The organism is Paenibacillus sp. FSL W8-1187 (genome assembly GCF_037965485.1).
GTDB lineage: Bacteria > Bacillota > Bacilli > Paenibacillales > Paenibacillaceae > Paenibacillus_O > Paenibacillus_O pasadenensis.
In genome coordinates, this window is record NZ_CP150181.1 from 5,070,842 (window position 1) to 5,091,106 (window position 20,265).

Consider the following 20,265-nt stretch of genomic DNA (forward strand, 5'->3'; position numbering starts at 1 on the left):
AAGCGGATTCATCGGGCTTTGCACAGCCTTTTTTCTTTTTTTGCCGGAGTTTGTCGAATGCCGTCCTTCCTTGTCTAGCGCCAGGAGCAGAAGGATGTTCTTGCCCGAATCGCTTTCATCAAATCGAGATAGGCCTCGCGCCAACGGCCCTGCATGACGGAGACGATCTCTTCGCCGAACCGAAGGGCCTCTTTCACTTCGTCTTTGGTGCTTAATTTGTTTAATTGTTCCAGAATATGTTCCTGGTAGCTTTCTCGCAGCTGCCGTTCAAACAAGCCTTGATTTTTTTTCGCTGCCAGGACAAGAGCGTTTTCATAGGCCTCGTTCGTGGCCATGAATCCGAACTGCTCGAAAGCGAGCTTATAGTACTCCCAAGCCTGTCCCTTCTCCCCCAGCTCGAAGTAGAAGGCGGCGAATTCCTCGAGTCCTTCGGCCCCCGCATACCCGTCCGCAGCCGAAACGTAATCAAGCTTGCGCCTTGCCATGCGGCAAAGGAACAAGTCGAGCATCCGCTGGCTCTGATGGGATCGGGCTTGGGCATCCAAGGCCAATTTTACCCCCTTGATCCGGCCAATCGCTTCCTTGGCCAGCCGCAGATCGCCTAGCTCGCTGGCCAGCTCGAGCAGCAGCTCCGGATCCGATTGCCAAACGTCCTCATTGAATTGACGGGCAAGCGCTAGCGAGCTCCTCTCTTCCCCCGTGAAGCCAAGGACATAAGCTTCAAGCAACCGGGCTTGCGGATGCGGCTCGGCTTGAATTTTTCGGATCCAGGCCATCCGCTGCTCCCGCTGGGTATGGTCGTGCTGTGGCGCCGCTAGAATCAAATCCAGCAGATGCTGCACGGCAGAGGCTCCTTTCTCTGCCGATTCATCAGGCAGCAATCGGCGGCCCATCTTGAGCGACTCCTCCAGCTGGAAGATGAATTCCTCAGGCCCGGAAGCAAACCGGCATCCCGGATGGCCTGCGAGCGACGGGAGATAGATCGAGACGAGCGGCAAGCCGGCATCAAGATAGGGCATTCCGATCTCTACGTTCCAATCCGCTGTGCGGCATTGATTCGGTTTCAGCGGCAGGATTGCGGCATCAAGCCGGGAAAGGAATGACGGCAAAGCCGAACGCTGGAGCCGAATATTGCTTTGCTGCTCCAGGACCGCGGCGTCCACTGTAATCGCCCCCCCGAGCAGAAACGTCCAGTTCGGGCGGCTGCGCGCCAGTTTCAGGATCAGCGGAATATCCGTCTCGTCGGACAATGGCCCGCAATAGCCGATGACCGGACGGCCGCCGCTAGACGGCTGAAGGGACGGCTGCTTCTCCGCAGGCAACGTCAGCCGTTCTTGCTGCGGAAGGTAAAGGGCTCTGGCGTTCAGCCTCATGCTTCTCAGATATTGCCGCCTGGTGCGGCATACGACGCCGTCCGCATGCCGCAGATCGTCGAGCGACGGAAGCAGGTTCTGTCCCTGCGACGAATGTTCACTTAAGGAAAATCCGTCTGCGTAGAGCTTGAATCTGCCTCCCCCTTCTTTTATCTGCGCCCAATCGGAATACAAAGCAGACGCGACGACAATCGGTTCCAAGGGAGCATATCGAGACACGAGCGCTTCCATGAACGTCCTTTCCGCTTGCTCGTCTCTTTTGTCCCGCGTCTCAAACCGCGTGATTCTATTCAACGTCAGGACAGGTTGGTTTTCGGCTAGCTTTTGGTCCACATACCGGCTTATAGCCTGCTCCATGTCGGGTCCGTCGAACACAAAGCTAAGCTGGCGCTCCGCTCCGTTGACCCAGACGACCGGGTGGCCGTCGGCAGCCAGGCATTCGGCCGCCTGCATGGCCGGATGGCTGGAGGCGGGTCGGAAAAAGGCATCGGAGTACCAGATGACAGGCGCTTTCCCCTTGTCCGGCTTGCTCGACGAAGCTGCCTCCGCCCGCTTCTCTGCCGCAAGTATCCGATTCTTCTCGGCCGCTTCCGTCAAGCGCCTCATGATGCGGGCCGGCTCGAAAAAGCGGACGGACTCCCGGCAAGCTTGCGGCGAAGGCAACGGAAGCTGGCCGTTGCCGATCCTTCGAAGCAGACTGCTGAGCTCGAACAGGCTGCCCGTGTCAAAGAGCCAGCCATTCTCGCCGGATCGAATCAAGTCTTCCGGTCCTCCGCAGGCGCTGGAGAGGGCCGGTATTCCCCGTGCCAGCGCTTCAAGCGCCACCATGCCGAAGCCTTCGTACGCCGATGTCAAGAGAAGCAGCGACGCCTCTTGCAGCTCTTTCCAAGGATCCTCTCTCCATCCCGTCCAAACGATCCGATCCTGCATGCCGAGGCGGACCGACAAGGCCTTCAATTCCCTCCGAAGCGATCCGTCGCCGATCAGCTCGAGGCTCCATGGCGTATCCACTCTTTGAAGAGCATGGAACATCAAGTCGATCCGCTTTTCCGGTTCGAGCCTTCCTGCATAGACGAGCTTGAGCCCCGAGCTCGGAGAGGGACGCGCTATCATCCCGATTTCCTGCGAAGGAAGAGGGTTGCCCAAGTAGTAGACATTCTGAAGTCCTTGCTCTTCCAGCTCTTTGCCGATCGCGGTTGAAATAGCCAGGTGAGCGTCGGCATGCTCGAGCAAGCTGTATGCATACCCTCCTCCAAGGACACGCGGGGGACCGTGTAGCCAGGAGAAGACAGGAGGACGCTTTTGGCGGATCTGCTCGACGGCCAAGCGGGCTAAAAAAGACATGAGCGGGACATGAGCGGCCAGGATGAGGTCTGGAGCTTCTGTTTCATTCATCCGCTTCGCATAATTGCCGGCATACGCAAAAACCTTGTCGCCCGAAACGCTTCCCTCTGCTCCGCTCCGATCCGGGCTCCCATAATAAAATACCGATGAGAAGGAATGCAGCCAATCCTCATGCTCCGGGGGCTCCATCAACAAGAGCCGGGTCTGATGTCCTGCCCGGCCGAGCTCGCTCGCCAGACTTGCTACGACCGTTTCCAGGCCGCCTCGTCCGAGAGCCTTTCCCAATAAGATGTCTACGTTCATGCGGCTTCTCCATTCTGAAAAGACGGCCAGGGAGGCCGCTGGCCTCTCCTGACCGTCCGTCATTAGACTTCCTGCTTCTCTCCCTGCTCGGCGAGCCTGGCCCTGGCGTCATGCAGCAAGGCCAGGAAGCCTTCATCAGATGACTCGATCCGCTCCAAGTACGAGAGAGCGAGCTCATATTCGCTTGCCTGGTACAGGATCGCCCCCATGTTGAAAAGCGTCGAGCTGTTGTCCGGTTCCAGGATCAGAGCCTCATGAAGCAGAGGAACGATGAAATCCAGGCTCCCGCGGTCATAAAATGTGATCGCTAGCGCGTTCAAAATATGGACCGAATTTGACGCTCCCGAGCGGATCAGCCGTTTGGCTTGCTCCGCTAAAGCGACATCGCGCTCCATCTCCGCCGCCAGCTCTTCAATGAGCGTCAAGGATGGCTGAGGCGAATCCAGCTCTCCGATCAAGTGCTCGAGCTCGGCCGAAGCGGTCAGCGGCTTGAGCCGGAAGAAATATTGATAGGTCTGCGCCTGCTCTTCAAAATCGGCGGCAGTCGAAAGGGGCTTCAGGCTTTGGATGAACGCAGCCTGCTCCTCATCCAGCAGCTGCCGGTTCTGGCCAACCAAAATTTGATTGAATCCGACATCGCGGAACATGCGGATCATTTCTGTCTTCGTGAAGAAGCGGACATGCGTGCGGTCCAACAATCCGGCATCGGCATAGGTCCAATTTCCGTTCAGGAGATCCTTCAGCACGGAATGGTGCATGACGTTCGGCAAGCTGACCAGCATGGCCCCTCTCGGCTTCAGATGTCCGATCATGTTCTGCAGCACTTTCCAAGGATCGTAAAGATGCTCGAGCACGTCCGCAAAGACGATGTAGTCAAAGAACTCCTCCGGGAAGGAGAGCTCATGCTCGATGTTCTCCGCTCTGACGTTCGCGAAGGTAGCCGCGATGCGTGCCGAGGCTTCATTGAGCTCGATGCCGTACAGCTCCGCTTCCGGATATAGATGCTTGATTTTGAGCAGCGTGCCGCCGCAAGCGCAGCCTACCTCCAACACCCGGATCGGCGACTTGCGGGAGCTTTGCATGAGGCTGATGATCTCATTCCTCATATAGGAGGAATAGATGGAGTTGAAGCCCCACTTCTCCTCAAAAAGCTTGTTGTTGCGCGTAAGATAGTGGCTGAACTGCTCCGGCTGCTTGCCGAAGCTCGTGCCGCCGTAATGATGGATGAATACGTTGTGGCAGAGAAGCAGTTCATACCCGTTTTCCAAAAGGCGGAAGGAGTAGTCGTCATCTTCGTAATTTCCGGGGGTGAAGCGTTCGTCCAGCAGTCCGACCTGGTTCAGCGCCTCTCGTTTGATCAAATAGCAGAAGCCGATCAGCTTGAGCCGTCTTTCGTACGGCTGGTCCAATGCCGTCTCGGACACCGTCCGGGCAAAAGCATGCATCTCCTGCAGGCTGGAGTAGGAAACCGGAATGCTCTGGTTGTACATCGCATAGTTCGTTATGGGGCCGACAGCGCCGACGGTATCGCTGCTATGCAGAGCGGCCTGAAGACCGAGAAGCCAATTTTCCGTCACGATGGTGTCATTGTTCAATAGCAGAATGTCGTTCCCCGGCTCCGCGAGGGCGACTCCCTGGTTGCATCCGGCTGGAAAGCCTTTGTTGTCGTCGTTGAGAAGCAGCTTGATGCCGGATTGGGCCGTCAGCCATTCCCTCGTCCCATCCGTGGAAGCATTGTCGACGACGATCAATTCGTAATGGTCTGGATCCGTATGAGCTCGAATGCTCTCCAGGCATTGCTCCGTAAAAGAAAGCTCGTTATAGGTCAAAACGACAATGCTCGTTTTTCGGCTCATGATTCGTCCCCCATACTGGCTGTTATGATAATTTTATATCGGCTTGCTTGGAGCAAAAGATAATCTCTTTTTTGCCGAGTCTATCGGAAAGGCAATCGAAATCCGATAAAAGGAGAAACCACCACGCTTTTAGGAGACTTGTTATGCTTATATCCTTGTGCATGATTGTCAAGAATGAAGAGTCGGTTCTCGACCGCTGTCTGGAAAGCTTGAAAGATTCTGTCGACGAAATCATCATTATCGACACCGGATCGACCGATCGCACGAAAGAGATCGCTCTCTCCTATACGCCTCATGTCCATGATTTCGTCTGGGTCAACGACTTTTCCAAAGCCCGCAATGAGGCCGCCCGTCGTGCGCGCGGCCGCTGGATTCTCGTTTTGGATGCCGATGAATATTTCGCGCCTGGCGATGCAGCCAGGCTGCGTTCTTTTTTAGAAACGGCGGAGCCGTCGCCGCTTTTGATCTACGCCATCAATGTCATCAACTTTGTCGGCGCCTCCAAGGAAGAAGGCATCCTCACGAGCGGCGAGATTCCCCGGCTGTTTCCCAACGGCTTCGGCATCGAGTATGAGCGTCCGATCCACGAGCAGCTGCGTTCTCCTCAAGGAGAGCTTCTGTCGGCTCTCGCGCCGGTTCCGATTTTCCATACAGGCTATCTGCAAGAAGTTGTCGACCAAAAGGAGAAGCTGCAGCGCAACGCCGAGCTGTTCAAGCAGTTGAAGCAGCAAAGCGGCTTTTCCGCCTATGATTATTACACTTTGGGCAACGAAGCGGCCGTGTCGAGGGATTTTTCGAAGGCCGTCTATTACTATGAGCGCTCGTTGAAAAAGCAAAAAAAAGCCGTCCATGCTTCCTGGTACCCTCATTGCGTCATTTCCCTGATCCACTCCTATCTGCTGCTCGAGCGATTCGCCGATGCCTGGACTTTGCTCGAAGAGCGGCTGTCCTTGTGGAGCGAATATCCGGAATACATGTTTTTCAAGGCCGCGATCTTCCATCACCTAGGCTTTATCGACGAGGCGGAGGCTTCGTACAAGCAAGCGATCGAGACCGCTTCCGCCCAATCGGAGAAGTCGCATCTGTTCTGGCTGGAAAGCGCGGAATACGCCTCTACGATCCCGATGCGAAAGCTGAGCTCCATTTACGAATGGAAGAAAAGCTGGCCTGAAGCCATTCATTATTTGACTCAGCTCCTCATCCAGGATCTTCATGACTTCAAGGCTCTCCGCGCCCTTCTCGTCATCCTGGCTCGCGAAGAGCGTCCGGAGGAGATCGCTTCGCTGCTGGACAAGCTTTATGAAGCGGACAACAGCAGGCATCAATACATTCTTTTCCGCGCCTCCCTTTCCAATAAGGAGCCTGGCCTTTGCCGGCATCTCCATGAGCGGCTGCGGGATCCGTCGCTGCTGACGCCCGATGATCGCCTGGAATACTCATTCCTGATCGAAGACGAAGCTGGCTATCGCGCGGCATTCCGCGATATGGACGGCTTGCTGCCGAATGAGCATCTGGCTTCGCTTCACTTGCTGGCTTCCTGCGCATGGGATATTGATCAGCCGTGGAGGGTCAAAGACTCCGCTGCGAACGAGGAGGCCATGGAAAGGCTCGGCTTTATCGCCTCCCTCCTCAAGCGCGAGCTTGCCGCCGAAGAGCTGACCGCCGAAACATGCGAGCCCGCCATGCAGGCTTTGAGGCTCTGTTATGAATACAAGCGCTTTGGACATTACGACGCCTTGATTCAGCACTACGCCCATGATTTCATCATTCGCGAGCTGGCCGACTTCATGTACATGCAAAATCAGACTGACATTGCCTTGAACTATTACTCCTTGCTGCTGGAGCAGCACGTTCCTCTTACAGGCAAAAATTTGGAGCATCTCGCTCTCTATCACCTGCAGCACGGCTTTATCGACGAAGGCCTTGCGTTTCTCGAAGCGGCAATGGAGGAGAAGCCGGAGCAGATCTATCTGTACGTGCAGTATCTGAAAGCGGCCGATGATCCGCAAAAGCGCCGCTCCGTGCAGCAAAAGCTGTTGAAGCAGATGCCCTCGGCTCGCAAAATGCCGATCTTCCATTCCCTCCTTTCTTGAGAGAGGGAGAAAAAAGAGCAAAGGTTCCTCCTCCTGGAGGAACCTTTGCTCTTTTTAGATGGACGTTCAGTTTTTCTTATCAATGAAATAGCTTTGGGAACCATATCCTTCATAGGCATTTCGACCGTTCTTGGATTGCCGGATTCGGAAAAGGGTTTCAGCAGCCTCCGTTTTGAGCAAGCCCATCTGCTGCAGCAGCCTTGAATCGTACTGCTGCAAGCTGCGGATGCAATCTCGATCCTCCTCGGAAAGGGCGCTGCCTTGCAGCTTCTGCAGCACCTGCTCCCGCTGCTCGACCAAAAGGACAAACTCCTCATATTCGGCGCTGTCAAGACGCGCCATCAGGTCGGAGGTCTTTTGGCGCAGCTCGTTCAGCTCTGCAGCAAGCGGAGTATGGCTCATGCTTGCTTCTGCAGGGAAGACGAGCCGGCGATTTGCTTCCAGGCATCCCTTAGCTCTGCGAGATGAGCGATGGCTTCTTCTGCAGGCTCGGCCTTTTTGTAGATATTGGCTTGAATAAGCTGATGCAGGACATATTCATAAATCCGTACGAGCTCTTTGGATATGGGGTAGGAAAAATCCAACGAAGCAATCAGTTCATTTACGACGGCCTCCGCTTTGCAATAGGAAGAATTGGCCAGCTCGTAGTTCTTTTTGACCGCTGCATCCATGCCTTGCTTGGCAAATCGGATGGCTCCGTCATAAAGCATAAGAACAAGTTGAATCGGTGTCGCCGTCTCGGCTGATCGTTGCTGATAGGTCTGGTAGGGAGAATAAAGCACGCCAGATCACTCCTTATACAAAACTAGAGAAGGACGACGACTGTGAGCTATACCGGTTGATTGCCGTTTCCATAGCCGTAAACTGCTTATAGTATTGATTTTCCTTGCGGATGAGAAAGCTGTTCATATCCGAGATTTTCGTATCCAGCGCCCTCAGCTGCTCCCCGAGCACAGAGTTGCTTTTGAACGTTGAATTTTTATCGGAGCTGTAGGCCGAAGTTCCGGCTTTTTCCGACAGAGCCGTCAAGGCATCCATCAACGTCGTGCTCAGTCGTTGAAACACTCCATAATCCTTGTTTGTCGCGATTGAAGTTCCTGGAGCAACGGTCGAGCTTTCCGGTTTGGCCATGAAGAGAGCGATGACTTCGTCCGGATTGCTTTCGATCATGGAGCGCAGCTTCTGCTCGTCCTCGATATAGAGCTTGCCATAGTCCGTCCATTGCCCGGTGACGATGCCGATTGACTGGACGGTTGAAATGGAAGAGCCGGTACCTGTATTCACCGAGGAACTGAGCGAGGTCCTCATTCCCGATATTAACGCGCTCAAAGCCGAGTCTCCTTTGAGCAGGCCGCTTTTCGCCTTGCTTTCCCACAGCGTGATCTCATTTTCCTTCATATCCGCTTTCTGCTCTTCCGTCAGAGGCGCGAAAGTTCGATAACGCTGTTCGTTCAATTTGCTGTTCACCTTGTCGAGGATGTCGTTGTAGTCCGCAATGAACGATTTCAACGTCGAGACGATGGCATCCGTATTTACGCGCGAGGTCACGATGCTGTCCCCGTTGGAGCCGGATTCAGCCTTAAGAAGCAAATTGTATCCGTTGACGCTGACGGAGTTGGTCGAAGAAGTCTGCGTAATTCCGTTGACAACGTATGTCGCGTCCTTGCCTGCGACAGATACAGGCTGGCTTGAGCTGTCGTTCACAATGATGGATGGGGACTCGACTATGATGCTGCCAGCTCCAGTCGAGTTGCTGCGAAAGGAGATCTGGCCATTTGAGCCGATCATCGCCGTGACGTTCAGGCTTTTGTCCGAGTTGATTTTGGTCAGGACATCGCTGACCAGATCGGTATCCGCAAATGTAAATGTCGATTCCGCCGTTCCGTTGGTCACCTTAATGCTCGTGCTCTTCGTCACTCCGCTCTGGTGAAGCTCGCCCATAGTCGTCGCTGCGTTGACGGATGAAGCTCCCGTCTTGGCCAAGTAGCTCGCTGACGTAGCGAGGTTGCCGACAGAGACGCTCAGCGATCCCGAAGCGCCGCTGTTTGTAGATGTGATCGATACGGCCGACGTATTTCCCGAAATTTCCGACGTCTTCGCGCTCATGGCATTGAGCGTGTTGTACTTGGACAGCTTGTTGTTCCGGAAATCTACCAGAGAAGTGCTGATTTCGCGGTACTGCTCCTGTTGCCAGGTAATGCTTGTCTGGCTCTGCTTGAGCTTGTCGAGCTTCGTGCGTTCGGCCTTCATCAGCTGCTTGACGATCGCATCGATGTCAAGTCCAGATGTGAATCCCGAAATGCGTACACCTGCCATGCCCCTTGCTCCTTTCTAAATCCGGGTATCCACGAGCAGCCCGGCAATTTCCATGAGCTTGGCTGCGACATCAAGAGTCTTTTCTGGAGGGACCTCTCGAATCAATTCGTTGGTATCCTTATTTAAAACCTTGATCATGATGGCATTCGTTTCCTTGTGCACCGAAAATTCCACTTTCGTATGAGGGCCTTCCATAGCCTTGATCGCCCGATCGACAGCTTTTATCTTTTGCTCATCGGAAACGGTCGGCTTGGCTCCGCGCAGCTCGGCGAGCCGAAGCGCATCGGTCGTATTGATGACCAGCGATTTGTCTAGTCCATCCCTGGCCGGCGATTGGCTTGCTGCTGCTATCGTGCTGTTCATGGACGAATAGGAGGATACGTTCATGGACATCGCTTCTGCTCCTTTTGTTGGCTCGTTTATTCTATTATCGGTCGCTCTGGACCTTGAGTTGAGTCCATTCCTTATGACTTCATTTCGTGAGCAGGTTCAGTCTTTCCTTGGCCTTGCTGTTACCAAGCTCTCCTGCCTGAAAGTAGGCTTCCTTCGCTTCCTTGATCCTTCCTGTCGTCTCGTAGAACACGCCTAGATTAAATAAAGCCGCATCGGATCCCGTCCCTTTTACATGTTCCCGATGATCTCCTTCTCCAGCTTCAAGCGCCAAGAGATAGCATTCCTCGATCCGGGGAAGGAGATGAAGACGCTCTTGCGGCGCTTCCATGATATAGTCCAGATAAAACAATCCACACACAAAATAATAATCGGAATACCCTTTTGCATATTCATGAGACTCCAAGATTATCTTCATTCCGAGGGACAGGTTCCCAAGGCCTAAAAGGGCATAGAGATAGTTGACGACGACTTGTGGAGCGAAGCTTTCTCTCCCGGTCAGTTGGGAATAAGAGAGGTGGAACTGTTCACAGGATCGGACATAATCCTTGATTCCGTAATACTCCTTGCCGAGCTGAAAGTGATAATAAGGAGAAGGAGAATCTTTCAACGCGGAAAGGAGAAGAGGAATGTTGCGGCTGGACTTGTCCCGAGCCACATATCCATCATGCCGGACGATGATGGGAAGCCGCTGACGAGGGTAGTCGCTGACGATTTCCTCATGGATGCGTCCTGCATATCGAAGCTCGCTTGGAAAAAGCCTGGAATACCAGCCGACCGTCTCCTTGTACTCGCCTTGCGAATAGGCTTCGTCAATAATCTTGATCCGTCCGATCCATCGCTTGCTGTCCTGTTCTAAAAAGGCTTTCAAGGCGCTCGTTTCCGCATGCGTGACGTAATTGTCCGCATCCAGTACGAGATTCCAGTCACTCGTCGATTTGGACAACGCAAAATTCCGGGCTTCCGAAAAATCATCCGTCCACTCGAAATGGTAGACCGACGCTCCGTAGGCGCGCGCGATGGATACCGTCTGATCCCGGGATCCTGTATCGACGACAACGATTTCATCGACCAGTTCCTGCACGCTAGACAGGCATCGGCCCAGCCGTTTTTCTTCATCGCGCACGATCATGACCAGTGATAATCGGCTCACGCATCCTCCCCCTCTCTTCTATTAACGAAAAGAGACCTTAGAGCAAGTCTAAGGTCTCTTGGACGAAAAGCTTGAACTTAGCGAAGCAGGGAAAGAACGCCTTGCGGAGCCGAGTTCGCTTGAGCCAGCATCGACTGCGAAGCCTGGAGAAGGATGTTGTTCTTCGTAAGTTGAACCATCTCTTTCGCCATGTCGGTATCGCGGATACGGGACTCGGAAGCCGTCAGGTTTTCGGTCGTCGTGCCCAGGTTGTTGGAGGTGTACTCCAGACGGTTTTGAACCGCGCCCAGCTTGCCGCGTTGCGTAGCGACAGCGGAGATTGCGTCATTGATGTTGTCCAGCGTGGAAGCGGCGGTCAGGGCGTTGAAGGAGCCCGTATCGATCGAAGCGATCGTGATGAGCGTTCCTTTGTCGTCCGTCACGATGCCTGCGCCGTCCGTGATGCTCTTGCCGTTGAACGTCGTTTTCGTGAGGATGTTGCTGATTTGGGAGGACAGAGCCGTCATTTCCTCGCCGATGTTGTTCGTATCGGACGTTTGGTACGTGCCGTTGTCCTTTTGGATCTTCAGTTCTTTCATGCGCGTCAGCATGGCGGATACTTCGTTCAGCGCGCCCTCAGCCGTCTGTACGAAGGAGATGCCGTCTTGCGTGTTGCGCTGAGCTTGCTCCAGGCCGCGGATCTGGCCGCGCATGTTCTCGGAGATGGACAGGCCGGCAGCGTCGTCAGCCGCGCGGTTGATGCGCAGGCCGGAGGACAGCTTCTCCATGTTTTTGCTGGAAGCTGCTTGGTTCAGACCCATGTTGCGGTGCGTGTTCACCGCGGAAATGTTGTGGTTGATAATCATGATCGAGTTCCTCCCTGAAATTGAGTGTTAGTCCCACTTCCATGTGGTAAATCAGCTGCAGGTCGGCCGCCCTTAGCTGATCTAACTTATATATCGGGAGGTTTTCCGCTTTAGTTTATAGCGATTTCGGTAAATTTAGCGATTGGAATTGATTTTTCAGATCGGCGATGGAGACCGCCTGCTGGACCGCGCCGCGGTTCGTATCCGCGATCTCCTGGTACAGCTCCTTGCGCAGGATCGTGACGTCTCGAGGAGCCGAGATGCCGAGCTTGATGCCGTCGCTGCCGACCTCCAGCACGGTCAGCTCGATATCCGGTCCGATGAGGATCGATTCGCCCTTGCGTCGTCCGAGCACAAGCATCAGGACTCCTCCTTTCCGGCGGAAAGGGAAGGCTGCAGCAAGGCATGGCGGGTCGTGTACGACGTGCCCTCCAATATGACCTGCGCCGCTTCCGCCGTGCGCACGTTGAAGACGACCGGAGCGACCAGGTTGAGCGTCGCATCGGCGAGATCGCCGTGGATGCTGACGATGTTCAGCACCCGCACGTCCTCGATCTGCCGCAGGTCCAGCTCCTTTTCCGCCTGCTCGGGCAGCTTGAACTCATAGTCCGGATAAAAGGAGAACGGATCGGCCGCGACAAAAGCGAGTCCTCCCTCCTCCAGCGATTGAAGGTGGAACAGCGGGCTTTCCTCGACCGGAATGAGCGCGTACCGCTTGCATTCCGGAAAGCCGGGGATTCCCGACGGAAACGTGTAGATTTCCTTGTCGCGAACGTCAAGCGGACCGAAGCGGGCCGTTTCAATGATCATAAGATTCCACTCTCCTATTGAATTCATCAAGGGCGGGACAAAAAAGAAAGAGCAACAAAATCGTTGATCCGATTTTATCGCTCTTTTCCTAGAGGGTGCAACGTCGGCTTCACGCGGGCAGGCGATCATGCCTGCAATTCAACCAGCGGCGGAGGCGTGACGATGACCTTGGGGTACTGCGTGACGGTATACTGCACCGAGCCTCGCGCATAATCGACCTGCGGCCGATGCGTCTGCACCTGGATGTCGACATCGCCCGGAGTCAGGCTGATATCCGGCTTGCGGACCTCGACGCTGATCCGGGTGTTGAACAGCGACGCCGGTCCGAATACCTGGCGTGGAGCCCGCTCGCGGAACGCTTCGGAAAGCGCGACGTCGGGAAGCGGGTCGCTCTTGACCTGCAGATCGGCGATCTGCCGCCACTTTTGAATCGTACGGGCGGCATGCTGCTGCATGACGGCTGGCGTATCCGAATAGATCCGCTGCGTGAACGCCTCCGGCTTGCCGCCGTTGATGGCGTTCCATGTGGCCGTCTGGTCGATCTGCAGCACCGGCCGATTAGGCTGGACGTCGAGCGACGGGCGCGTCGTCTGCACGCTCACCTCCGCGCGCGGCTGCCGGATGTCGACCTGGGCTTTGCGGGACTGGATGTCCAGGCGGATCGGCTGCGACTCGATCTGGAGCTGCGGCAGCCTCATGCTAGTTCAGAAAATTGACGAGCGAAGGCTGGATGATCTTGGCGCCGACCGACAGCGAAGCCTGGTAGATGTTTTGGCTGACGGTGGAGTCCAGGAACAGCTTCTCGACATCGGCATCCTCCGTCTTGGACTGCAGCGCCGTCAGGCTCACGTTCAGGTCGGTCAGACGGTTGCCCATCAGCTCGGTGCGGTTCGTACGCGCTCCGTTCTCCGCGCGGGCGGAAATGACCTTGTTTAGCCGGCTCTTGATGCTCTCCAGCTCCGCTCCGACGCCGGAGTAGTTGGCCGTGGACAGCGCCGTGGACAGCCGATCGAAGATGGAGAAGACGTTGTCCGTCGTTCCTGCGGCATCCGCCTCGCCGAATATGGAGGATGCATGGAGATTGACGTTCATCGTAATCGATTCGCTGATGGCGTAAGTGACGTCGGAGGCATCCGCGGCGACCGCCTTGGCGTCGAAGCCGGCGGCTCCGGTGTCGAACGGCTTCCGGTCGAACATCTGCCCGGCAAAGACATACTTGCCGTTGAAGCTGCTGTTGGCGATGTCGAGCATCTGGTTTTTCAGCTCGCCGATCTCTTTGTTGATGGCATCAAGGGAGCTCTGGGTATTCGTGCCTGTCGAGCCCTGGGTGGCAAGCGTCGTGAGCCGCTGCAGGATCTCTCCCGCCTGATTCAGCTGGCTGTCGTTGAAATCAAGCCACGACTGCGCCGAGGCGACGTTGCTCTGGTACTGCGTATTGGCGGATAGATCCGAACGGTAGCGGAGGCCGTAGGTGATGCCGACCGGATCGTCGGACGCCTTGTTGATCTTGCGTCCGGTCGCGATCTGGTCCTGCTGGGTCGACATCCGGTTCAGGTTCGTATTGAGGTTGCTCATCAGCTGGGCGTGCATCATGCCCTGGGTGACGCGAAGAGCCATCTAGTTCATCTCCCTTGCGCGGTTAGCGGCCGACTTGGCCGGTTCCGTTGATCAGCTTCTCCAGCAGCTCGTCCATCGTCGTCATGAACCGGGCCGCGGCGTTGTAGGCATTTTGGAATTTGATCATGTCGGACATCTCCTCGTCCGTGGAGACGCCGCTGACGGACTGGCGGCTGCTGTTTGCCTGGTCCACCATCGCGGTGGCATTGGCGTACTGGCGCTTGGCCTCCTGGGACTGGACGCCGACCTGACCGACGATCGCGTTGTAATAGCTGCCGATCGTAGCCGAGGATACGGCCCCTCCGGTGGAGGTCAGATCCATCGTGAACGCTTTGTCCTTGGCTTCGCCCAGGAGCAGCGCGAGCGTATTGTTGCCCTTGACGACGGTCGAGACGCCGGCGGCGTCGGTCGTCGTGCGCATGGAGCTGGCGATCAGGTTGGAATCGGCGCTGATCGCCGGGTTGAGCCGGATGCTGCCGGCCGTAATGCCCGCAGCGCCGCCTGCGGCGTCGAAGGTGAAGAAGTCGAGACCGGCTGTCGCCGGCTGCTGCAGCGTATAGCCGAGCTTATGAAGGCCGTTGATGCCTTGCACGGTCATGACCGTATCCGCGGCCAGCGGCACCGTCGTGCCCGGCAGCACGGAGCCTTTCGGCACCGTCACCTGGAATTCGCCGTTCGCCAGCGTATTGGCCAGCTGATCGAGCTTGGAGAGCAGTCCGCGGACGTTCGTGTCGCGCGACTTGAAGGTGCCGTGGATCTCTCCCCCGCTCAGATCGCCTCCTTGATAGGCGGCCTCGAGCGCCGCCCCGGTCAGCGTCTCGGCAGCCGTCCCGTCGACGAGGCTCATGTTGCCCATGTTGATGACGTAGCCGTCGTCCGTCTCCGTCACGGTAACGTTGACGAGCTTGGACAGCTCGTCCGTCAGCAGGTCGCGACGGTCGCGCAAGTCGTTGGCGTTGTCGCCCAGCCCTTCCATGCGCTTGATCTGGCCGTTGAGATCGGCGATCGAGCTGAGCAGCGAGCTGGCCTGCGTCGCCTTGGTGTCGGCGCTGCCGGTCAGGTCGGCATCGAGATCGGTCAGCTGGCGGCTAAGCTGGTTGAAGGAGTCCGTCAGGGCGACCGCCGTCTGCCGGACGATCTGGCGATTGGTGATGTTCTCCGGATCCTTGCTCAGATCGGACCAGGACGACCAGAATTTCTCCATCAGGGTGCGGATGCCCGTATCGGAAGGCTCGTTGATGACCTTCTCGAGCTTGTCGAGCGTCTCGGCTTGGATCTGCCAGCTGCCCTGGTACTTGCTCTCGCTCCGGTACTGGTCGTCGAGGAACGCGGTACGGATGCGGTTGATGGAGGACGCCTCCACGCCTGAGCCGAGCTGGCCTGCTGCCGTCGAGTGGGAGAAGCCGTACGGCTCCATCGGCGTCGCGGCGCTCATGCTGACGCGCTGCCGGGTGTAGCCGGCGGTATTCGCGTTGGAAATATTATGGCCGACGGTGTTCAATGCCGTCTGCTGGGTAAACAGACTCCGCTTGGCGGTTTCGATGCCGTGAAACGTGGATGCCATGGGGGCGGTCCTCCTCTAGCCTTTTCTGTCGAACATGCCCGCCTTGACGGCTCCGGCCGGATGCAGCTGCGGGTGCACATAGGTGTAATCGTCATAGGGAGCATCCGCCGTTAGCTCCAGCGAGAAATCAATGAACTCCAGCGACTGCTTCGTGAGGGCAAGGTTGTGCTCGTTGCGCTGCCGGACGTCCTCGAGAAGCTGAGTCAGCTCCTGCTGAAGCTCGGACAGCCGCTGCTTCTCCTCCGGCGAGTTGACCGTGCGGATGAGGTCGCTGAGCTTGCCGCTGCGAAGGCGCAGCTGGAGCTTGGAGAAATGGATGTTGACCAGCATCTGCCGGCGCACTTCGAGCTCCTCGGCGCGTCTTGCCAGCTTGCGCTCCTTCATCAGGAGGGCGCTGAGGGCGTCGACGTCCCCTTTTACCAGCACCGGCGTCTTGGCGATGGCCAGCTCCAGCAGCTCGCGGTACAGGCCGCTCTGCTGCGCGAGCGTCTCGATCAGATCCTGTATGGTCATTCATCCCATCCGTTCTCCGTAGATTAGTTCAGGTAATCCCACAGCTTGTCGGCGATCTTGCCGGCATCGACACGGTACGTGCCCGCGGCCACTTCGTTCTTCAGCTCTTGGATGCGCTGCTTGCGCTCGGCGCTTTCGGGCTGGCGGCTGGCTAACATGGCTTTGGCCTCCTCGGAGATCTGCACCTGGTCGGTTTTTCGGGTACGGGCGCTCTCCGAAACCCGCGCTTCGCTCTGCTTCTGGTATGTGTGGACAGGCTGAACCCTGCCGGTATCGTTTATCTTCAAGTCGTTTCACCTCGATTGGGTTGGCCTGGCTGCGGCCTAAGCTGCTCTGACCCTATTATCGGCCCTTCGGAAACCTTTGTTTATAGAGCAGCCGGACTATTTGTCAAGTCCTATATTTATCGATTAAACAAGAATTTTGTCTCATACTCAAGTCTTATCTTTAATTCGATAGGCTTTTTGAACTGCCTGACGGCGCTCCTCTTCTTCCTCCGCATCCTTCAGCCGCTTCACTTCGCCCCGCAGCCGCTGGCGGCAGGAGTCGCACATATGGTCCTCCCGGATCAGGATGCCGCACACTTCGCAAGGATAGCTGAGGCTTGGCGCATCCATGAGGGAGATGCGTCCTTCCTTGATGAACTTCGTAATCTGACGGATCGCTACGCCCGTCTGCTCGGACAGCTCATGAATCGCGGCGCCGCGATTTTTGCGCAGGTAGTCGCAGCAAGCCTCGTATTCGCGGTCGATCTCCCGAATGCATGCCGGACATACCTCGCGGAAGTTTTTGGCGAACAGCTTGCCGCAGCGCGGACAATTGTCCAGGTTCATAGGACCAGTTCCTTTCCGTTTCCCGTTCTACTCCTTCTATTATCGGCGGAGATGCGGCGGTTTTGGAGATGAAAGGAGAGCGAATGTTCTTCCAGCGCAGGGAAGAGAAGGGAAAACAAAAAAAAAGGCGCCGCTCACGCGCGCGCCCAGGTCAGGCCGTACAGATCGATCGGCACGGGCGAGCAGCGCTGCAGCGCAAGCGCGCAATGGTCCATTGTGCCTCCCGTCGTATAGATGTCGTCCACGACCAGCAGCCGCAGCGGCCTCCGGCGTTCCGGGTCCCGCGCGGCGAGCAGCCGAAGGATCCCGGCCGCTTCCGGCGCCGCCTCGAACAGCCCCTCGGCCGCGATCAGCCGCTCCCTCCTCGTCTTGGCGCTCATCTTGCCGCGCTCCTCCTTGCGCTCGAGCAGCGGCCTCGCCGTCAGCCCGGCGCGGACGGCGAGCGAGGCGGCCAGACGCTCCGCCTGGTTGAAGCCCCGCTCGGCGAGCCGCTGCCGGCTGACCGGCACGGATGTGACGAGATCGAACGGCTCCTTTCCTTTTCGCGCGTCGGGGTCCAGCCGGTCCGACAGCCTGCCGGTCAGCCGGTCCGCGAGCCGCAGCTCCGCGGCCAGCGCGGCATAGGCCGGGAGCAGCATGTCGGCCAGCCAAGGCTGAAGCGCCTCCTCGCCCCGGTACTTGTAGCGGGCGAGCAGCTGGCGCATCTCCAGCGTATACCGGACGGCGCTACGGCTGCGGATGAAGCCCGCCGAGGTTCGGCGGCAGCAGTCGCCGCAAGAATCCGGACGGCCGCATACCTGGCATTGGATGCGCAGGATCCAAGGAATCGAGCTGCGGCAGGAGCCGCAGACGCTGTCGCTCCAGGAGCGGGGCAGCTCCTCCGGCAGGCCGGCAAGAGACGTCCGGCTGGGAGCGAAGCCTCTCCCGCAAAGCCCGCAAGCGGAGCGGGCAGGTGCCAGCAGCCCCAGCAGCCCGCGAAGCGCCTTTGACGGCCATGTGGGGCTTGCCAGCGGATAGAGCCGCGCCGGGCCCTCTCCTTCTTCCCGCTCGGAAAGCCGCAGGAATCGATCATCGGTAGCAGGCTCTCCGGAACGCTTCGGAGGACGCGTCTCGGAAAGGAGCGCGCCGCCGGCAGGTTGCATCGTCATGTGGATCACTCCTTAAAAGGTAGAATGGAAGCGTCGGGATGAAGCCGATCCAGACAGGAGATAGCCCGCTTTGCGCGCCGCCCGGTTCATGAGCCGGATCTGGCGGATCGCCCTTTTTTGCGAGGCGCTGGGCGAGGCGGCCGCGAACCAGACGAAGCCCTGCGGATCGGCGGCGGATCTTCCCGCCCGGCCTGCCGACTGGACGAGCGAAGCTTCGTCGAAGATGCGGGAGTCGGCGTCGAGAATGAACACGTCGCTGACCGGGATCGTCACTCCCCGCTCCAGGATTGTCGTGGTGACGAGCACCCGAAGCTGCTTCTGCCGGAAGCGGACGACCTTGTCCGCTCGCTCGGGGTCCTGCGAATGCGTCGCCGCCACCTCGCCCCGATCGGAGAAGAGCTTGCGGATGAGCCGGGCGACCGGCTCCGCCGACCGGATGGCGGGGACAAAGACGAACAGCTGCGCGCCGCGATCGAGAGAACGGGCCATCGCCTGCCGCAGCGAGGACGGCATGCGGCCGGCAGCCGCCATGCCGAGAGCGGACGGCGTCCGCAGCAGGCGCGGCACGGGCAGCGGATGGCGGTGGTAGCGCACCGGCACCTTGGCATGCGGCAGCCGGCCGAGCCGCGCGAGCCGCTGCAGCGACGGAGGCGGCGTAGCCGTCAGCAGCACGGTGCGCGAGCCTGCGGCGCCGCTGCGCGCTGCCGCCTCGTGCAGCATCGCGTCGCCCGCGAACGGAAACGCGTCGAGCTCGTCGAGCACGATCAGGTCGAACGACTCGCGAAAGCGCAGCAGCTGATGCGTCGTGGCAAGCGTGAGCCGCCCGTCCTCCTCGCGCTGCGGACTGCCGCCGTACAGCGTGACGGGCGGCGTGTCGGGAAAGGCGCGGCGCAATCGCGGCTCGAGCTCGAGCACGACATCCCGGCGCGGCGTCGCGACGAGCGCTCGGCCGCCTCGGCTCAGCACGGATTCGAGCAGCGGAAAGATCATCTCGGTCTTGCCCGCGCCGGTAACCGCCCAGAGCAGGAAGGACGGATGCGGCTCTGCCGGCTTGTGACGGCGCGTCCGCCGGAATAAGCGGCCGGCAGCGGCGCCGCGATGAAGAGGCGGCAGGCGAAGCAAGCCGGCGGACGGCAAAGCCGCGCGCACGAGCGCGGCCAGCCGCGGCCGCAGGCCGCGAGCGGGAGGCGGCTGCAGCGGCCTCTCGAGAAAGGCGAGCGCCGAGGCTGCCGCGGCGCTCTGCGCGGGGCTGAGCCCCCAGCGGCGCAGCCGTTCTGCCGCGGGGGGCAGCTGCTCGGGCGGGGCAAGCCCTGCTCCGCCCCGCCCGGCCTGTGCCGGCATGCCGAGCACGAGCAGCCCGCATTCGCGGCTGCGGCCCAGCGCCAGGCAGGCCTGGCAGCTCGCGCAGCGGCTGCTCCCGCACGCGCCGCAGGCCGTGCGCAGCAGCTGCGCCTCGCCGCTGCCGCAGCGCCGGCAGCGGCCCGCGGCGACGCCGCCGCCGAGGCGCAGCCGGCCGAGCAGCGCCGCCAGCTGCAGCGCGGCGTCGCTGCCGGCGCCTGCGGCGGCCAGCCGCGCCTGCGCCTCGCCGCGCAGCAGGGCGCGGCCGCGCAGCGCGCGGGCGGCTGCGCACGCCGCCCGCGCCAGCGCCGCGGCTGCGCCGCCGCCCGTGACGGGGCATCGCCGCCGTCACGGGCGGTTCCCCGGACGGCCGTTCCGGCCCGTCCGGGGCCAGCGCCGCGCGCGCCAGGCGGCGCAGCGCCTCCGCCGCCTCCGGCAGGCGCAGCGGCGCCGCGCCTCCCGGCGCGGCAGACCGGCTCGCGCGCAGGAGCCGCTCGCGACGAGCGGCTCCTCCCGGCACCGGCCCATGCCGGTTCCAGCTCGCCGCAGCCTCATAGGCCGCCCCCAGCGGCAAGGGCGCGCCGCATACGAGCATCGCCTCCGCCGGCCGAGGAGGCGATGCTCCCGCTTCCTTCGCGGCCTCCGCCGCCCATTCGGCGTCGAGCCGCCACAGCCGGTCGACTTCCGCGTCCAGCGTCGCGGAAGCCAGCCAGCCTTTGTCGGCATCCAAATATAGATACAGCGTCGCTTTCACTTAACGCCTCCTCCT

At 58.9% G+C, this 20,265-nt stretch carries 19 protein-coding genes; 1 reads left to right on the forward strand and 18 read right to left on the reverse strand.

Translation table 11 applies throughout. From position 1 onward, the window contains the following. Positions 1-74: 74 nt before the first annotated feature. Together NYE40_RS21945 and NYE40_RS21950 are read right to left on the reverse strand one after the other, a co-directional pair. Positions 75-3,020: a glycosyltransferase gene (locus NYE40_RS21945; RefSeq protein ID WP_339278958.1), complete on the reverse strand. Its 2,946-nt coding sequence runs from the start codon at positions 3,018-3,020 to the stop codon at positions 75-77. A 62-nt stretch (positions 3,021-3,082) separates the two neighbouring features. Then, entirely contained in the window at positions 3,083-4,876 is a 1,794-nt protein-coding gene (locus NYE40_RS21950; RefSeq protein ID WP_339278959.1) for a methyltransferase domain-containing protein, read from the reverse strand. 143 nt (positions 4,877-5,019) lie between these two features. On the opposite strand from NYE40_RS21950, the gene NYE40_RS21955 reads away from it, so the two are divergent. Then, the gene (locus NYE40_RS21955) at positions 5,020-6,969 is read left to right on the forward strand and encodes a glycosyltransferase (RefSeq protein WP_339278960.1); all 1,950 of its coding nucleotides are present in this window, start codon (positions 5,020-5,022) and stop codon (positions 6,967-6,969) included. A 66-nt stretch (positions 6,970-7,035) separates the two neighbouring features. On the opposite strand, the gene NYE40_RS21960 is transcribed toward NYE40_RS21955, so the two are convergent. The 16 genes from NYE40_RS21960 to NYE40_RS22035 form a co-directional block, all read right to left on the reverse strand. Beyond that, positions 7,036-7,371: a hypothetical protein gene (locus tag NYE40_RS21960; RefSeq protein ID WP_339278961.1), complete on the reverse strand. Its 336-nt coding sequence runs from the start codon at positions 7,369-7,371 to the stop codon at positions 7,036-7,038. Further along, on the reverse strand, positions 7,368-7,751 hold the full coding sequence (gene fliS / locus NYE40_RS21965) for a flagellar export chaperone FliS (protein WP_339278962.1): 384 nt from the start codon (positions 7,749-7,751) through the stop codon (positions 7,368-7,370). The genes NYE40_RS21960 and fliS overlap by 4 nt, the downstream gene beginning before the upstream one ends. A gap of 13 nt (positions 7,752-7,764) precedes the next feature. Then, complete coding sequence (gene fliD, locus NYE40_RS21970) at positions 7,765-9,285, reverse strand: flagellar filament capping protein FliD (protein ID WP_339278963.1); 1,521 nt, start codon at positions 9,283-9,285, stop codon at positions 7,765-7,767. Between the two features lie 15 nt (positions 9,286-9,300). Continuing rightward, a complete protein-coding gene (locus NYE40_RS21975) occupies positions 9,301-9,678 on the reverse strand; it encodes a flagellar protein FlaG (RefSeq protein WP_339278964.1) in 378 nt (125 codons plus the stop codon). A 79-nt stretch (positions 9,679-9,757) separates the two neighbouring features. Then, positions 9,758-10,828, reverse strand: a complete 1,071-nt coding sequence (locus NYE40_RS21980; RefSeq protein ID WP_339278965.1) for a glycosyltransferase family 2 protein — start codon at positions 10,826-10,828, stop codon at positions 9,758-9,760. A 77-nt stretch (positions 10,829-10,905) separates the two neighbouring features. After that, complete coding sequence (locus NYE40_RS21985; protein WP_339278966.1) at positions 10,906-11,673, reverse strand: flagellin; 768 nt, start codon at positions 11,671-11,673, stop codon at positions 10,906-10,908. A 115-nt stretch (positions 11,674-11,788) separates the two neighbouring features. After that, positions 11,789-12,034: a carbon storage regulator CsrA gene (gene csrA, locus NYE40_RS21990; RefSeq protein ID WP_153784438.1), complete on the reverse strand. Its 246-nt coding sequence runs from the start codon at positions 12,032-12,034 to the stop codon at positions 11,789-11,791. Then, complete coding sequence (locus NYE40_RS21995; protein WP_339278967.1) at positions 12,034-12,483, reverse strand: flagellar assembly protein FliW; 450 nt, start codon at positions 12,481-12,483, stop codon at positions 12,034-12,036. The genes csrA and NYE40_RS21995 overlap by 1 nt, the downstream gene beginning before the upstream one ends. A 125-nt stretch (positions 12,484-12,608) precedes the next feature. After that, positions 12,609-13,181 (reverse strand): DUF6470 family protein, encoded by a 573-nt coding sequence (locus NYE40_RS22000; RefSeq protein ID WP_339278968.1) that lies wholly within the window; start codon positions 13,179-13,181, stop codon positions 12,609-12,611. Position 13,182: 1 nt separating this feature from the next. After that, complete coding sequence (gene flgL, locus NYE40_RS22005) at positions 13,183-14,100, reverse strand: flagellar hook-associated protein FlgL (RefSeq protein WP_101807640.1); 918 nt, start codon at positions 14,098-14,100, stop codon at positions 13,183-13,185. Between the two features lie 22 nt (positions 14,101-14,122). Beyond that, positions 14,123-15,664 (reverse strand): flagellar hook-associated protein FlgK, encoded by a 1,542-nt coding sequence (flgK, locus tag NYE40_RS22010; protein ID WP_101807639.1) that lies wholly within the window; start codon positions 15,662-15,664, stop codon positions 14,123-14,125. Between the two features lie 15 nt (positions 15,665-15,679). Continuing rightward, the gene (locus NYE40_RS22015; protein WP_101807638.1) at positions 15,680-16,177 is read right to left on the reverse strand and encodes a flagellar protein FlgN; all 498 of its coding nucleotides are present in this window, start codon (positions 16,175-16,177) and stop codon (positions 15,680-15,682) included. A gap of 23 nt (positions 16,178-16,200) precedes the next feature. Beyond that, the gene (gene flgM, locus NYE40_RS22020) at positions 16,201-16,464 is read right to left on the reverse strand and encodes a flagellar biosynthesis anti-sigma factor FlgM (protein WP_101807637.1); all 264 of its coding nucleotides are present in this window, start codon (positions 16,462-16,464) and stop codon (positions 16,201-16,203) included. Between the two features lie 147 nt (positions 16,465-16,611). Next, the gene (locus NYE40_RS22025) at positions 16,612-17,010 is read right to left on the reverse strand and encodes a flagellar protein (protein ID WP_028599001.1); all 399 of its coding nucleotides are present in this window, start codon (positions 17,008-17,010) and stop codon (positions 16,612-16,614) included. Between the two features lie 134 nt (positions 17,011-17,144). Then, complete coding sequence (locus NYE40_RS22030) at positions 17,145-18,158, reverse strand: ComF family protein (RefSeq protein WP_339278969.1); 1,014 nt, start codon at positions 18,156-18,158, stop codon at positions 17,145-17,147. 12 nt (positions 18,159-18,170) lie between these two features. Continuing rightward, on the reverse strand, positions 18,171-19,499 hold the full coding sequence (locus NYE40_RS22035) for a helicase-related protein (RefSeq protein WP_339278970.1): 1,329 nt from the start codon (positions 19,497-19,499) through the stop codon (positions 18,171-18,173). Between the last annotated feature and the right edge of the window lie 766 nt (positions 19,500-20,265).

Excerpts from the sequence above, each read along its gene's own strand:
- NYE40_RS21945 (WP_339278958.1), bottom strand. The coding sequence starts at position 3,020 with ATGAACGTAGACATCTTATTGGGAAAGGCTCTCGGACGAGGCGGCCTG.
- NYE40_RS21950 (WP_339278959.1), bottom strand. The coding sequence starts at position 4,876 with ATGAGCCGAAAAACGAGCATTGTCGTTTTGACCTATAACGAGCTTTCT.
- NYE40_RS21955 (WP_339278960.1), top strand. The coding sequence starts at position 5,020 with ATGCTTATATCCTTGTGCATGATTGTCAAGAATGAAGAGTCGGTTCTC.
- NYE40_RS21960 (WP_339278961.1), bottom strand. The coding sequence starts at position 7,371 with ATGAGCCATACTCCGCTTGCTGCAGAGCTGAACGAGCTGCGCCAAAAG.
- fliD (WP_339278963.1), bottom strand. The coding sequence starts at position 9,285 with ATGGCAGGTGTACGCATTTCGGGATTCACATCTGGACTTGACATCGAT.
- NYE40_RS21975 (WP_339278964.1), bottom strand. The coding sequence starts at position 9,678 with ATGTCCATGAACGTATCCTCCTATTCGTCCATGAACAGCACGATAGCA.
- NYE40_RS21985 (WP_339278966.1), bottom strand. The coding sequence starts at position 11,673 with ATGATTATCAACCACAACATTTCCGCGGTGAACACGCACCGCAACATG.
- csrA (WP_153784438.1), bottom strand. The coding sequence starts at position 12,034 with ATGCTTGTGCTCGGACGACGCAAGGGCGAATCGATCCTCATCGGACCG.
- NYE40_RS21995 (WP_339278967.1), bottom strand. The coding sequence starts at position 12,483 with ATGATCATTGAAACGGCCCGCTTCGGTCCGCTTGACGTTCGCGACAAG.
- NYE40_RS22000 (WP_339278968.1), bottom strand. The coding sequence starts at position 13,181 with ATGAGGCTGCCGCAGCTCCAGATCGAGTCGCAGCCGATCCGCCTGGAC.
- flgL (WP_101807640.1), bottom strand. The coding sequence starts at position 14,100 with ATGGCTCTTCGCGTCACCCAGGGCATGATGCACGCCCAGCTGATGAGC.
- flgK (WP_101807639.1), bottom strand. The coding sequence starts at position 15,664 with ATGGCATCCACGTTTCACGGCATCGAAACCGCCAAGCGGAGTCTGTTT.
- NYE40_RS22015 (WP_101807638.1), bottom strand. The coding sequence starts at position 16,177 with ATGACCATACAGGATCTGATCGAGACGCTCGCGCAGCAGAGCGGCCTG.
- NYE40_RS22025 (WP_028599001.1), bottom strand. The coding sequence starts at position 17,010 with ATGAACCTGGACAATTGTCCGCGCTGCGGCAAGCTGTTCGCCAAAAAC.
- NYE40_RS22030 (WP_339278969.1), bottom strand. The coding sequence starts at position 18,158 with ATGACGATGCAACCTGCCGGCGGCGCGCTCCTTTCCGAGACGCGTCCT.
- NYE40_RS22035 (WP_339278970.1), bottom strand. The coding sequence starts at position 19,499 with ATGCCGGCACAGGCCGGGCGGGGCGGAGCAGGGCTTGCCCCGCCCGAG.